General features: G+C 42.4%; 18 protein-coding genes. 6 read left to right on the forward strand and 12 right to left on the reverse strand.

Going from position 1 to position 13,335, the window contains the following annotated elements:
• Positions 1 to 330: 330 nt before the first annotated feature.
• The 3 genes from GJB61_RS16340 to GJB61_RS16350 are packed head-to-tail and all read right to left on the reverse strand — an operon-like array spanning position 331 to position 2,259.
• Positions 331 to 810, reverse strand: coding sequence for a YhjD family protein (locus GJB61_RS16340; protein ID WP_154119785.1), 480 nt, complete (start codon positions 808 to 810; stop codon positions 331 to 333).
• Positions 807 to 2,069 (reverse strand): DNA polymerase IV, encoded by a 1,263-nt coding sequence (locus GJB61_RS16345; protein WP_154119787.1) that lies wholly within the window; start codon positions 2,067 to 2,069, stop codon positions 807 to 809. The genes GJB61_RS16340 and GJB61_RS16345 overlap by 4 nt, the downstream gene beginning before the upstream one ends.
• On the reverse strand, positions 2,062 to 2,259 hold the full coding sequence (locus GJB61_RS16350) for a WYL domain-containing protein (protein ID WP_154119788.1): 198 nt from the start codon (positions 2,257 to 2,259) through the stop codon (positions 2,062 to 2,064). The genes GJB61_RS16345 and GJB61_RS16350 overlap by 8 nt, the downstream gene beginning before the upstream one ends.
• Positions 2,260 to 2,513: 254 nt before the next feature.
• On the opposite strand from GJB61_RS16350, the gene GJB61_RS31220 reads away from it, so the two are divergent.
• Both GJB61_RS31220 and GJB61_RS16355 read left to right on the forward strand, forming a co-directional pair.
• Positions 2,514 to 2,720, forward strand: a complete 207-nt coding sequence (locus GJB61_RS31220) for a hypothetical protein (RefSeq protein ID WP_195724357.1) — start codon at positions 2,514 to 2,516, stop codon at positions 2,718 to 2,720.
• Positions 2,721 to 2,968: 248 nt separating this feature from the next.
• Positions 2,969 to 3,268, forward strand: coding sequence for a hypothetical protein (locus GJB61_RS16355; RefSeq protein WP_229521845.1), 300 nt, complete (start codon positions 2,969 to 2,971; stop codon positions 3,266 to 3,268).
• 576 nt (positions 3,269 to 3,844) lie between these two features.
• Here the strand turns inward: GJB61_RS16355 and GJB61_RS16360 are convergent.
• The 4 genes from GJB61_RS16360 to GJB61_RS16375 form a co-directional block, all read right to left on the reverse strand.
• Positions 3,845 to 4,630 (reverse strand): HAD family hydrolase, encoded by a 786-nt coding sequence (locus GJB61_RS16360; protein ID WP_154119792.1) that lies wholly within the window; start codon positions 4,628 to 4,630, stop codon positions 3,845 to 3,847.
• Between the two features lie 35 nt (positions 4,631 to 4,665).
• Positions 4,666 to 5,187 carry a hypothetical protein gene (locus GJB61_RS16365; RefSeq protein ID WP_154119794.1) on the reverse strand — a complete coding sequence of 174 codons (522 nt, stop codon included), beginning with the start codon at positions 5,185 to 5,187 and terminating at the stop codon, positions 4,666 to 4,668.
• A gap of 50 nt (positions 5,188 to 5,237) precedes the next feature.
• The gene (locus GJB61_RS16370) at positions 5,238 to 5,447 is read right to left on the reverse strand and encodes a DUF896 domain-containing protein (RefSeq protein ID WP_154119796.1); all 210 of its coding nucleotides are present in this window, start codon (positions 5,445 to 5,447) and stop codon (positions 5,238 to 5,240) included.
• Between the two features lie 111 nt (positions 5,448 to 5,558).
• Positions 5,559 to 5,972: a LysM peptidoglycan-binding domain-containing protein gene (locus GJB61_RS16375; protein WP_154119798.1), complete on the reverse strand. Its 414-nt coding sequence runs from the start codon at positions 5,970 to 5,972 to the stop codon at positions 5,559 to 5,561.
• A 251-nt stretch (positions 5,973 to 6,223) separates the two neighbouring features.
• On the opposite strand from GJB61_RS16375, the gene lexA reads away from it, so the two are divergent.
• The 3 genes from lexA to GJB61_RS16390 all read left to right on the forward strand — a co-directional run bounded on the left by lexA (position 6,224) and on the right by GJB61_RS16390 (position 7,903).
• The gene (gene lexA, locus GJB61_RS16380) at positions 6,224 to 6,850 is read left to right on the forward strand and encodes a transcriptional repressor LexA (RefSeq protein WP_154119800.1); all 627 of its coding nucleotides are present in this window, start codon (positions 6,224 to 6,226) and stop codon (positions 6,848 to 6,850) included.
• A gap of 187 nt (positions 6,851 to 7,037) precedes the next feature.
• A complete protein-coding gene (locus GJB61_RS16385) occupies positions 7,038 to 7,376 on the forward strand; it encodes a L,D-transpeptidase (protein WP_154119801.1) in 339 nt (112 codons plus the stop codon).
• Positions 7,377 to 7,522: 146 nt separating this feature from the next.
• The gene (locus GJB61_RS16390; RefSeq protein WP_154119803.1) at positions 7,523 to 7,903 is read left to right on the forward strand and encodes a hypothetical protein; all 381 of its coding nucleotides are present in this window, start codon (positions 7,523 to 7,525) and stop codon (positions 7,901 to 7,903) included.
• 57 nt (positions 7,904 to 7,960) lie between these two features.
• Here the strand turns inward: GJB61_RS16390 and GJB61_RS16395 are convergent, their stop codons facing one another.
• The 3 genes from GJB61_RS16395 to GJB61_RS16405 all read right to left on the reverse strand — a co-directional run bounded on the left by GJB61_RS16395 (position 7,961) and on the right by GJB61_RS16405 (position 10,526).
• Positions 7,961 to 8,188 carry a hypothetical protein gene (locus tag GJB61_RS16395; protein WP_154119805.1) on the reverse strand — a complete coding sequence of 76 codons (228 nt, stop codon included), beginning with the start codon at positions 8,186 to 8,188 and terminating at the stop codon, positions 7,961 to 7,963.
• A gap of 95 nt (positions 8,189 to 8,283) precedes the next feature.
• The gene (locus GJB61_RS16400) at positions 8,284 to 9,480 is read right to left on the reverse strand and encodes an MFS transporter (RefSeq protein ID WP_154119807.1); all 1,197 of its coding nucleotides are present in this window, start codon (positions 9,478 to 9,480) and stop codon (positions 8,284 to 8,286) included.
• On the reverse strand, positions 9,480 to 10,526 hold the full coding sequence (locus tag GJB61_RS16405) for an ROK family transcriptional regulator (protein ID WP_154119809.1): 1,047 nt from the start codon (positions 10,524 to 10,526) through the stop codon (positions 9,480 to 9,482). Before GJB61_RS16405 ends, GJB61_RS16400 begins: the two co-directional genes overlap by 1 nt.
• 556 nt (positions 10,527 to 11,082) lie before the next feature.
• Between GJB61_RS16405 and GJB61_RS16410 the strand changes: the two genes are divergently transcribed.
• Positions 11,083 to 11,661, forward strand: a complete 579-nt coding sequence (locus GJB61_RS16410; RefSeq protein ID WP_154119811.1) for a hypothetical protein — start codon at positions 11,083 to 11,085, stop codon at positions 11,659 to 11,661.
• A gap of 73 nt (positions 11,662 to 11,734) precedes the next feature.
• Here GJB61_RS16410 and GJB61_RS31755 read toward each other — a convergent pair whose 3' ends face one another.
• Positions 11,735 to 11,830 carry a YjcZ family sporulation protein gene (locus tag GJB61_RS31755; protein ID WP_229521847.1) on the reverse strand — a complete coding sequence of 32 codons (96 nt, stop codon included), beginning with the start codon at positions 11,828 to 11,830 and terminating at the stop codon, positions 11,735 to 11,737.
• Positions 11,831 to 11,994: 164 nt separating this feature from the next.
• A complete protein-coding gene (gene glnA, locus GJB61_RS16415; protein ID WP_338115880.1) occupies positions 11,995 to 13,323 on the reverse strand; it encodes a type I glutamate--ammonia ligase in 1,329 nt (442 codons plus the stop codon).
• Positions 13,324 to 13,335 lie beyond the last annotated feature (12 nt).

Genomic DNA, 13,335 nt, shown 5'->3' on the forward strand with positions numbered 1-13,335 from the left:
ATGTTTAACGAGTGACTCAGCATAAATCAGTGTAAATCAAGTGCCTATTTTAACTGGTTATGGATACTAACGAGCTATTTTTATCATTTAAGATAAAGTGGCGAAAAGCATTATAGTGATCTTTTTGTGATTTCATTAACCAAAAGCACTCAAAAAAAGCTGTAATTCACGTTCCTTCTATTATACAGACTAAATCTTTGGGACCCGCCCCGTCAACCATAGTACTTCTAGTTTCCGCTGCAAATCGAGTTGCCACTCATGATACCGAGCATTCTCCCAAAGACAAAACATCCCCGTCAGTATAATCACTGACAGGGAATTTTTATATAGCTAATCCTTTTTTGAATTATTTTTCAACAGTTCACCTACCTCCGCTGTATACTTTGTCAGCCGCAGGCTTATCTCAGATCGAATAACATCACGTGTTAAGCCAAAACGTTCCTGATAGCCTCGGCAAAAAATTTTGTAATACACTAAGAATTCCTCCTGTTCATCCGCTAGCACCCTGATATTCCGCTGCTTCAGCTCTTTTTGCAACTGATAGGTATCCTGCATAATCCTGCGTTGGATGGTTTGACCGGCCATCAAATAGGCGCGTTTGAGGATGTTGCTGGAGTGCTCGATCTCCTTCAGGCTCTTACTAACCATGGTATCAATGTAAGGAAGTAAAATGAGGTCACGAACCATCGTTCGCTCATCAATAGTTATCAACTTCCTTACCTCATCCTCTTGCTTTTGCTCATATTGCTCAACGTGCTCTGTCATTACCATTTTGGATTTCCATCTTTCATTTTCATCTAATTTACTCATTTATAGTGTCCTCCGATCTGTTCGGCCCTTTCCAGGGCAACTCCAGATTCGAGTAACGAGGATGCGCGAATGAGCGCTCGGCTACCGTATCGGGTTTTGATCTGATCAATGGCTCGCTCGCGGTTGTATGTTCGGATACGGTCATCGAATAAGGTGAGTTGCATGACTCTGTCATCGGTCAACTGAGATATAGATATAGCTAATCGACTTACAGGCATACCGGTCCAATGATTGACAAATAAGCGATATGCCGCCGCTGCCACCTCATGAGTTAAAGAGGAAGGCTCTGGCATTGTCATTTGTCTGCTATATGAGTTTGATTTGTTGCCGTCCGTCTCTGACACCGCGATAGAGACCACCGCTCCCATATACCGGTATTTCCGCGCCCGCTGGCAAACCTCGATCACCAGTTCCAGCAAGACGACCTCAATTTCAGGTAGTCGGGTATACAAATTCCAGCGCAAAGCCTTGCCATGCCCGACCGATTTGATTTGGTGCCGTATTCCAGTTACTACGGGGCTAGGATCTATTCCACGGGCAGTCTGCCAATAATATTCCGCTTGGATATCGCTCTGCTTGCCCATGGTCGTGCGCATTCTCCGCTTAAACTCTCCCAGCTCCATGCGGGCAATATCTCCAACTGTGGTAATACCCATGCGCCAAAAATTCCTGGTCATTCTGCCTGCAACCATAAACATATCCTGTACCGGCAATGTCCAAAGCGTGGACTCCAGCCGGTCATACGTAAGTTCATAAATTCCGCCCGCTGCTTTTTTAGCGTAATTATCAGTTGCTGTCTTAGCAAGTGTCTTTGTCGGTCCAATACCTACCCGAGTCCAAACTCCTGTTGAAAGCAAAACATGATGCTGAATTTTCCGAATCATATCTTGTAGCGATCCTCCAAAATAAGCAAGTGAACCCGTAACATCTAAGAACTGCTCGTCGATGCTGTAGGGTTCTACCAGGTCGGTATAGGTCCGATATATCTCCGATATCAAGAGTGATACTTTAATGTAAGTCCCCATGCGGGGCCGGACAACGATCAACCCCGGGCATTTTGTCATGGCTTCCCCTACTCTAGATGCCGTTGTTACTCCCTGGGCTTTGGCGATGGGGCAGGCAGCCAACACAATGCCGTTCATGCGGGTTGGGTCTCCTACAGCGATTGGTCTATCTCGATATTCGGGATGGGCTGCCTTCTCCACTGAGGCATAGAAACTTTGGCAATCAGACAGCAGGATAACACGATCTTTAAGCATAGCGTTTCTGTGTCACCTGTTGCCAGGCCAGAATACTCGAAACCAAAAACACCCGGGGGGCTCCAGTGGTCAAACAGTTCGCCCGGATACGTCCGTCTCGGATGCCTATGATCTCAATCTTCCGCTGCGTGATCTTCCCGGCTTTGCTTTGGTATATAATTTCAATGGTTTGACCGACATTCATTTTCATAATGGGTCGCCTCCGAATATAGGAACGTCTGTTTGTATTATAACCAAACATATGTTCTATGTATACGCAGTAACTTTTTACTTATATGTAATATATATATGTATAAATCATGAATAAAGAAATCCAATCCCAAATATAGACATTTATGTTTAGACAGAATCATCAATTAAAACTAAAATTTCGATGTTAGATACAGTCATTTCTTTACAAATCACAAAAAATTGTAGTACAATCTTATTGCCGAAACGCTTAAAGTGTCTGTACAGGATGGCTACTCTGCACTGATGATGGCAAGCCAAAAGCTCTATATTGTTGTCTTGATGTTTATTTTCACTGTAGGAGCGTGGTTATCTATGAATATTAATATTGCCGCAAATTTCAACATTAATATTAATGTATCTATTCATTTGTTTGCCGTAGCCGGTCTTGCTTTTGAACTCAGTTCACTGACGAGCTCGTGAGATCCGAGCGAAAAGCATCTGTACTAAGACACCTTATGGTGTCTTTTTTTGATCAGATATTCCAAGCATCTGCCTTTCCACAGTCTGACTACTAAACGTCGCGCACGTTCCAAATCATCTTCTGCAGATTCATAGCTCTGATAATATTCCTGCCTCGAGTGCGGGGACTTGCTGCCAGGATAGTGCAACCTTCATGTGTCATATCCTTTCTGGGGCTATGCCCTCATTTGTGTTACGCCGTACCAGTCATGCCTTACTTGGACTCTGAAAGGATTTTTTATAATGAAAATAAAAAAAGTGAAGCTATTGTATATCTGATTTTGAAATATATCGAGCAAGAAGAACAACCTGAATTCCGAGAAATAGGCGTTGAAAAGAAAGATTTCCATGCTGCTTTAGAACAGATCAACAAAGCAGACTTTGCAACAAATATTACTTTCAGTCGAGGCGGCTTACTAAATCGAATTAAGATGGTCTTTGTTAATGAAAGTAGGCTAACTCAAGCAGGGCGCTACTTCATCACAGATTTTGAGAGCAGAGTTGAATAAGGCTTGATAAAATGTTCTTTTTTTGTTTATTACTTGGTAGTGCTATGATGATCGTGAACCTAGCGATTCGTGGATAGGGTATATAAAATTTGCTGGAACAATAACAATAGGACTAGGTGCAAATGATTATCATACTTGGCGCACAATATCTCATTGTTTAATCAATCGTACATAATCTATAGAGGACTGCTGCTTAATTTGAGGTACTCACATCGCCAACGATGCATTTTCAGAATTCTTCCGCTTTGCAAGCCGTCTTTTAGCCCCACATATTTTCCGCATACACATATTACATTACTAATCGAGGCAAGCCTGGAAGCAGGCTCTTAAATTGATTCAAAAACCAATATGGACCGCGTCAGACATGATGACCCAAAAACAAGCTTGGACATATATACTCACGTAACGAATATTCGCTTAAAAACTCTTTATAAACATTGATGTTATACGGGTTTTCAGAATCTCAATCACTTAGTTATTAATGACATAATTCACACAATTGTTGAGCAATCTTAATATGTACTTTCAAAAAAAAGTCAGTATCCCTATAAGGGACACTGACTTTCTAACTGTTCATTATAGAGATTGTACTAGCGGAAGGAGCTCAGAAAGATGTCCAATTTCATAGTCGGGGTGGATCGCCGGGTCTGGAATTTTGGCAGTCCGATTAATCCAGACTGTAGTCAAACCCGCTGCCAGTCCTCCACGAATATCCGTGGTGAGTTTATCACCAACCATTATTCCTTGCTCCGGTGTTATCTCAAGCAGTTCAAGCGCATGTAAGAAGATATCCTTGTCAGGCTTGCCTTTGCCAAAATCCCCCGAAATAACAACATGGTCAAAGTATGGAATCAACTCCGGTACACCATCTAGCTTCTCCTGCTGCAGGGCTGGGCAGCCATTTGTAAGCAGTAGTAGCTTCACTTCTCCACGTAGCTGTTCTAGCACCTGGATCGTTTCCTCATAAATATAAGGGCGACTGCGGCGCTCTGCGGCAAATTTAGCAGCTAGCGTCTCAGCTAACGCTTCATCATTCACACCCAGAGCTGCAAGTCCACGTCTCCAAGATTCTTTCCGATACGCCGGTGCAAGCTGCTCCAACTTGCGGAATTCCGGTTGCTCCCCTGCAGTGAAGTTAGCCCAAAGAGCTTCAAAGGGATTAATCCCGATCATCTGAGTGAACGGAAAGGTCTCATAAGATTCATACAGACCTCTTGCTTCCCTGCGGACAGCAACTTCAAGTTCCTGAGGATTAATGGAGTCTCCAGCCGCTTCACAGGCAAACCGGAACGCTTCTTCAATACTCCGGTCATCCCATAACAGTGTATCATCAAGGTCAAATAGTACAGCGGCAATCGGCATTATAGCGCTCCTTCTCCCTAAGATGGACTCTAATGTTATAGGTGTTCGATTTCAATGTTGTTAGCCTTTGCAAACTGCTCCAGCCGTTCACCCATGGCGGACGTGTTATAACGGTTAATCAGTCTGGTGAAAACCCATCTTGTCCGTTTGCCTTTATGCTTAATCGTAACCGCACCACGCGAAAGAGTGATGTTCTCAATTTCAGCAGCAGGCAGAAAACGTTCACGATTGAATTTGGACGTGGAGAGTTTGTTGCGATCTACTTTTAAGTATGGCCGACGGAAATAGATAAGTGCCGCCAGAACAAAGTAAAGTACAACACCCAGCCAGTTGGCTAGAAGACCCTCAGACCTTTGCGAATCTATCGTTCCCACTGCCCAAAACATCACACCAAGCGCAAATAAAACGACTGGAAACACAATATTGCGTCCTTTAAAAACATCAACATTCTTTGCAGGGGTTTTCGTAGCGTAAAGAGTCTCCTTGCCCTGTTTCTTTCTTTGCTTATTAATATTCTGCGTGTTGCGTTGAACCATTCTTTCCCAAGAACGGGCCATGTCATTTCCCCCTAGTCATACTGTAATATCTATGAAAAGGTACAAAGGAGCTAATGCTTTAGCCCCTTGTTGCCTTGTCCATGCTCATCATTATCTACAACTTCAATAGTATTCAGCTGAGTACGGAAATTACTGCGGAAATTAGCAAGATACAATTCGCGGAGCTTGGCGCGTTCAGCCGTTTCCTCTTCACTAAGGCCATCACTCTTCTGCTTGCGTGCTAATTCGTTAATGCGTGCGACCATTTTATCGAAGTCCAAAACTTTCCCCTCCCCTAATAAATTCATTCTAACTTTGCCATGAGAAAAAGAGCTTGTCAAGGTCTACTCCCTGCAAGCTCTGTCTTATTCATGTGTGCTGTTCATAATAAATTAATAAATAGGCAATGTAATAATATCTCCAGCCTTAATATTGCTGTCCTCTAATCCACTGAATCGTTTAATTCCTTCTATATATACAGCCGTTTTCATATCAGACGGTTTATTCTCAAGTGCGATACTCCAAAGGGTATCTCCACGTTCCACAACAACCCGCTTCTCTTGTTTCATTAAAGACACTGATCCTGCAAAAACATTGCCAACCACCGTAAAGCCAGATACCACAAGTAGGATTATTAAGGCTAACTTTACCAATTGATCTTGTTTGAACATCTTCAACACTCTATCTACCAGTCGACCCGTAATTTCTCTACTTAATTTCAATCTATCAGATACAGAAATCTGCCCAACTGCTTCGACCTTCTGAGCCTCATCATAGATACTGCGGTATGTGCTATACTTCATCATCAAACATCGCCCTCCAAACACTTGTTCTTACTTTCAAAAATAATATAACACGAACATGTGTTTTGATCAATAGCTTTTTTCGAACAATTGTTCTCTTTTTTCAGGATGCCAATTTCCCAGTTCTATATTATAAAATATCAATATTTAGCCACTCTTCTTCATTTTAAATGGGTAGATTAGAACTTATGTTTGTGCGAACGGTAGTTCTATGTTATAATTTTCCCAAACATTACTATATGGGGTTGATTCCGATGTCCAAGATTTCGAGTCGCCAGCTGGCGATCCTGGAATTTATACGTAACGAAGTCCGCAGCAAGGGTTATCCACCTTCCGTCCGCGAAATTGGTGAAGCCGTTGGCCTTGCCTCCAGTTCAACAGTACACGGTCACTTGGACCGGCTCGAGAAGAAAGGTCTAATCCGTCGTGACCCAACGAAACCACGTGCGATTGAAGTGCTTGGTCAAGATGATTCCGATAATGTTCATCAATTTTCCCAAACAGTTACCCGTGTTCCTGTTCTCGGTAAAGTCACAGCCGGAATTCCAATTACAGCCACAGAGAATATTGAAGATTACTTTCCACTACCTGCTCATTTCATTGGTGACAACAAAGTATTTATGTTATCTGTACTTGGTGACAGTATGATAGACGCTGGTATTTTGAATGGTGATTATGTTATCGTGCGTCAACAGCAAACTGCCGATAACGGAGATATCGTTGTAGCTATGACCGAAGAAGATGAGGCAACCGTTAAGACTTTTTATAAAGAACGTGATCATATACGCCTGCAACCAGAGAATTCCGCCTATGAACCCTTACGTCTAAACCGCGTTACCATCTTGGGCAGAGTGATCGGATTGTTCCGCGATATCCACTAGTATCATGCCCTCCTCCAATAAAGACTAAAGGCTGTTTCGCTTCTATGCGGAACAGCCTTTAGTCTTTATTTAGATAATGAATATATGTTTAACAAATCTTCACTACGCGCAACCTTACAATGCCCTTATTGTATTAACAGCCCTGACACTCCACACATACTCTATCCTGAAGGGAGTGACGAATACGTTGCCAAATTATCGAATTATCGTTGACTTATCACAACGTATGTTATATCTGCTTGATGATAATACCGTTGTCAGAGGGTTTCCTGTAGGGATTGGTAAAATGCTGACCCAATCTCCCTTGGGCGATTATACTATAATCAACAAGCAGCCTAACCCTGGTGGCCCGTTCGGAGCCTTTTGGATGGGATTATCGAAACCGCATTACGGTATCCACGGAACCAATGACCCTGCCTCCATCGGAAAAGAGGTCTCCCATGGCTGCATACGCATGTATAATGAGGACGTTACAGCTCTCGCAGCCATACTTCCTGTAGGAACCCGAGTGACCATAAGAGATTAAAAAAGGGGCCTGTCCTACAATACATGGAAATGGCTTCTAGGGCAGCCTCTTGCAACTTCTAAATATTTTTACTGATCCGCGAGGACTTTTGCAATTATATGTCGAATATTGTAACTGGTATAAATACTTGAAGGGAAGTGTCAGGATTGAATAATTCAAAAATAAGAACCCTCGTGGATTTTAAGGTGGATACACTGGGGAAGCTCTCCAATTTATTATTAAACAACGAGCTCGTTAGTGAGCGAAAGGTTAACCTGCTTACGGCCTTTGGCAGTATTCAAGGAAATGTATCTCCCAACAGTTCCAATAAGGATGATCTATTCAACCTAAAATCGTTAATGGATGATGTCATTGTAGACGAGTACATATCGTATCTGGAGTCTGAGCATCCGGACAAGAACTTCAATTATAACTTCATAGTCCTAGATAACGTTATTGTAAGACCATTCGCCAACCATGAGCTCGCGATTGAATATAAGCAGTTGATTGTTTATGCTGATCAAATAACAGCTTTTAATTTCTTGTAATCTATTTTGTGCGCGTCCCTCTGAAAACTTGCTCATCTGATATTTTCCGAGGGATGCTCAAAATGCTTTTTTAGGAATATGAACACGGAATTCAAATCCAGCTCTTCTATAATTAATATCACCCATATTCACAAAATCCGGTGTATACTCTCGAATCGGTCCACAATAATCTACAATACAATCCGGCTGCTCCTTGTTCTTCTGGATAACATATACTTGAACTTGTGCGAGCGCTGCGGTGAACAGGTCGGCATCTGTAGACAGGACTTTATAGGTATTACTCATGATATCACTCCTATATGAACATAGTTCGGATGTTATAACTTCACAAAAGAGTATATCACTTCCTGCATTCAGGTTGTACACTCTTATAAATAATGTCAAATCGTCTGACGTTTGTTCATCAGGCTATTTATTCTCTCTGAACTAATGAGCATAATAATAATATAGGCTACAATGACAAACGGAAATATAATAAAAGAGGTATGGGCAGCCACCCATCCCAGCAGCGGCGGTAAGATTGCTCCTCCTACATAGGCGACAGCCATTTGATAGCCCATGATCTTTTGGGAGTGCTTTTTCCCAAAGCGGACTGGTGTTTCATGCAGCATACAAGGAAATATTGGGGCAGATCCTAAGCCAACCAAAATAAAACCAATTAGCGAAAATATCTCCGGTAACGGTATTACCAGTAATATAGCCCCTAGTAAAGCTATCATTTGTCCCGCACGGATAAGATCCCGGTTGCTGAATCTAAAAGTTACGAATCCGGTGAGCAACCTGCCTACTGTTATGCCTGCATAATACATAGATACCCATTGCGCTGCCGATGAGGCAGACAGTCCTTTCACATTCACAAGAAAACTACTCCCCCACAACCCCATCGTAGCTTCAACGCCCACATAAAATAAAAAAGTAAATAGGGCAAACTTAACACCTTTAATCTTCAAGGGTTTCTCATGGGTCTCAGGAAGAAATGTATCGATGGATATGTTTTGTTCCTCTTTTTCCACTGTATGGTTCGTTTGCTCAACCCGTTTCCATAATGGTAGTGTGAGGAATAACACCACAACCAATCCGAACTGAATCATGCTAACGACAGTATAGCCATCTCTCCAAGAATGCCCGCCTGCTATATTATGGGACATAATTATAGGTCCGAGCATAGCTCCAACCCCCCAGAAACAGTGCAGCCAGCTCATATGGTGCGCTTTGTAGTGGGTAGCCACATAGTTGTTCAACCCGGCATCAATTGACCCCGCACCTAGTCCAAGCGGCAAGGCGCAGATAGCAAGCCATAGAATAGAGGGTGATAGGGAGAAGCCTAACAGCGAAACAGCAGTGATTGCAACACTAATAAAAGTGACCTTTCCAGTACCCAATCGATTGAGCACAGCCTCACTTGCTAAGCTGGAGATGATCGTACCAGCCACAATGACCATGGAGAGCACACCAGCCATTTCAATGGGTGTTCCATACTCGATTTGCATGACCGGCCACGCACTTCCCAGCATAGAATCAGGCAATCCCAAACTAATGAAAGCTAAATAGATAATGATTAAGAATAATGTAGCCATTAGCGATTCCCACCCATACTGTCATATTTAATTAAATGTAACTCTGGTTCCAGCGTACTTAGCGTTTGCACAATCATTCCCTCTCTATAATCAGCTGCAAAATCCTCGGAAAGCAACAGCTTTGGCATCGCACTTGCAGGAAGTTGTGTACTGCATCTTTGGGTGAGGTCATGGAGGATATGCTCCCTACTTAAAAAACTTCCATACAGCACTACAGCATCAGGATTCAGCACACTACAGATTGCCACCGTAAGTTTTGCTATCGCTTCACATAGCCGTTCTGGTGAGCTCAGCAAGGCTGCTTCCCCCCACGCTATCCCCAATGGTATATTGGCAACTTCACCGGCGAAATTCCGTCTCCCCCTGTATAGCTTCCCATGAAGATAAATACCGGCACCCGGAGGGAATTTCTCAGGAAAATACAAATAGACTATGGAAGCATCAGTAGCCACCTGCGTACGTCTGCAGAACCCAATAACTGCAGCATTCACATCATTTTCCATGACAACTGGTTTTTGATAGCGCGTTCTAAAATGCTCTGTAACCGGAATGCCCAGTAAGGCTTCATAGTCTGACACAATCATTTTCCCATCATATTCTGCACCGGGTAAACCGAAGCCAAGCGCCTGTATTGAAGGATACAGATTAATACATTGATCTATGATTTGTTCAAAGCTTTCCAAATCTACATATTCCACCAATACATCTGTTTCGTACATGCTTTTTCCAGAAAGATTAACAACGGTGCCATGAATAAAGGTACAACCTTCCTTCTCATACGGATAGACAATGAAGACAAGCGCGTACTCCTCGTTGTATGTATATTGTTGCGCAGGTCTTCCTCCACTGGATGAAATCACCCCAGACTCGAGAACTTCATTGTGCTTCACCAAATGCTGCAGCACTGTAGCGACTGTCACCACACTCAAGCCTGTTGTCTCAGCAATTTCTCGTTTGGTTGCTTGCTGTTTCTCCTTCAAGACTCTGCGCACCAAATTGACGTTAACCTCCCTAGTGACAAGAGCATTTCCTCCGATATTCTCCATACTACAATAATCACCTCACTTAATATAATACTTTATAAAAGTATTTTAATAAATCATTATTTTTCAAAATTTTATTCTATGCCCGCTCTATTGGGTAATTATCAGATATGAGAGAGATAATAATTATACAACCAATTATTTATACTTAATTTAGTTTATCTCATAGAAACTTAAATCAGGAGATGAATTAACATGGATGACAGTAGGTTTCTGAATGAACCTTTAAAGTTTCACATACCCGTTGCTACTGTATTCTTCCCTCTGATCACCCTGAGCTTATTCTAGAAACAGAAAAGCTGGGGCACGCTTTTGGCCTCGAAATATAACTCACAGAGCTCTGTTCAATAAGAGAAGATCCTACCAAATGTTTGGTAGGATCTAGGAAAGAATGAATCCACCGGGGAGTGGAGGCCTTAACTATAACCCCTGAACCTTAAAGGCACATAAATCTCCGCTGAATTTTACCTAAATATTTTTTTGGAAGAACAAATGGCTATCCCACGACTTCATTGGTAAACTGGATTAAGAATGAGCGTTAGACATAGGGAGGAACAACATGAAAATTCCATTTTACAGAAAGTGGTTGTTCTGGTGTATCATCATTGTGCTTGTAGGATTCTTGGTCATCACCAATGGAGGCAAGAAGACAACAATAGACCAGGCAGTTCCTACTGCTACTATTGAACCAACACAAACAACAGAACCCCCTACAAATGTGCCAAGCGATATACCAGCAACGACTGAACAGACGAATGAAAACTGGGAATCCACGCTAAAAAGACTTGCTCAATCAGATGCATCGGCTACAGAAAAATCTACAGCTGCTGAAGCATTAGCAAGGAATTACAAACCGAGTAAAGATGAATTACTGGATTTCGAATCGTCCATTGTTGAGGAATACACATCCGAGAACTATCTGGCTAATATCAAAGATGCCGAGTATATGCTGAACAATATATTTAAAGCTATTGTTGTAGGAGATCAGCATAGTGATGATGAAGCGATAAGTGATTTTGCCGTCGATTTTTATCAAAACACAAAATATACGTACCAAGGTGTACATGCCGCCGATAGTGACAGTATTAAATCAAATGAAGAGCAAATGAATAAAGCTTTGGCAAAACTGAAGAAATAGCATCCTATTCTCATTAAAAAATCCGTCAGTCCATAGTGGATTGACGGAAATAGGAAATGGGCTATGAATTAGGTTAGATCAAGAAAGCCTTAGAAATGATTACTAACAAGATAAATAGCACCAGAATTGCACTCGTTGAAGTAAACCCTCCAGCAAAGTCACCCATCATATTCCCTCCTTATAATTAAATACAACTTAGAATATGAAGAATCACTCAGGTACGTTTGGGTATTATGGAATGTAATTGCCTCTCTTTAGTGAATTCAGCTATATCTTCCACACACAAAAACCCTAGACGCTGCATTCAGCATCTAGGGTTTAGTCTTTAATCTTCTAGTAAAGAGTCATGTACTGCGCTCTTTCCCATTCATGGACTTGGGTGCGGTAGATATCCCATTCGATTTCTTTCAGTTCATAAAAATGTGCAAGCGCATGTTCGCCGAGTGCTTCTGTAATCACATGACTGCGAATCATTTCGCTCAACGCTTCTTTCAAATCTCCTGGCAAGCTTGGAATACCTTCTTCAATACGTTCTTCCTCAGACATGATGTAGATGTTACGGTCAATTGGAGCTGGAAGATCAAGTTTGCGCTTAATGCCATCGAGCCCTGCCTTCAACATTACAGCAAGTGCGAGATACGGGTTAGCTGCCGGGTCTGGATTGCGGACCTCAACGCGTGTGCTAAGCCCTCTTGAAGCTGGAATACGAATCATTGGACTACGATTGCTCGCGGACCAAGCTACATAACAAGGCGCTTCATAACCAGGAACAAGACGTTTGTAAGAGTTCACTGTCGGGTTCGTAATGGCAGCAAAAGCACGTGCATGCTTCAATATGCCAGCCATGTAGTACCGTGCAGTTTTACTCAAACCAAGAGAATCGCTTTCATCATAGAACATATTCTCTTCGCCCTTGAACAAGGATTGGTGAGCGTGCATGCCTGATCCGTTCATTCCAAATAAAGGTTTAGGCATAAATGTTGCATGCAAGCCGTGCTGGCGGGCAACCGTCTTCACGACAAGCTTAAAGGTTTGAATTTGGTCAGCAGCTTTGATTGCGTCAGCATATTTGAAGTCGATCTCATGCTGGCCATAAGCTACCTCGTGATGAGAGGCTTCAACTTCAAAGCCCATTTCTTCAAGTGTCAATACGATTTCGCGGCGGCAGTTCTCCCCAAGATCCATCGGCGCCAAATCAAAATATCCACCCTGATCATTTAATTCCGTGGTAGGATTACCTTTTTCATCCGTTCTGAATAAGAAGAATTCAGGTTCAGGTCCTACGTTCATAGCAGTGAAACCCATTTCTTTGGCTTCATTTAAGCAACGTTTGAGAATACCTCGTGGATCTCCAGCAAAAGGAGTACCATCAGGCATGTACACATCACAAATCATACGTGCCACACGATTATCGGTCACCCACGGGAAGATTACCCAAGTACTAAGGTCAGGATACAGGTACATGTCAGATTCCTCGATACGTACATAACCTTCGATGGAAGAGCCATCGAACATCATTTTGTTATCAAGTGCTTTCTCTAACTGACTTACTGGAATTTCTACATTCTTGATTGTACCGAGCAGGTCGGTAAATTGCAGACGAATAAAACGGACATTTTCTTCCTTGGCAATGCGCACTATATCCTCTTTAGAAAAGCTCACTTTACCCTCTCC

It is taken from the genome of Paenibacillus monticola (assembly GCF_009664975.1).
Taxonomy (GTDB): domain Bacteria; phylum Bacillota; class Bacilli; order Paenibacillales; family Paenibacillaceae; genus Paenibacillus_AQ; species Paenibacillus_AQ monticola.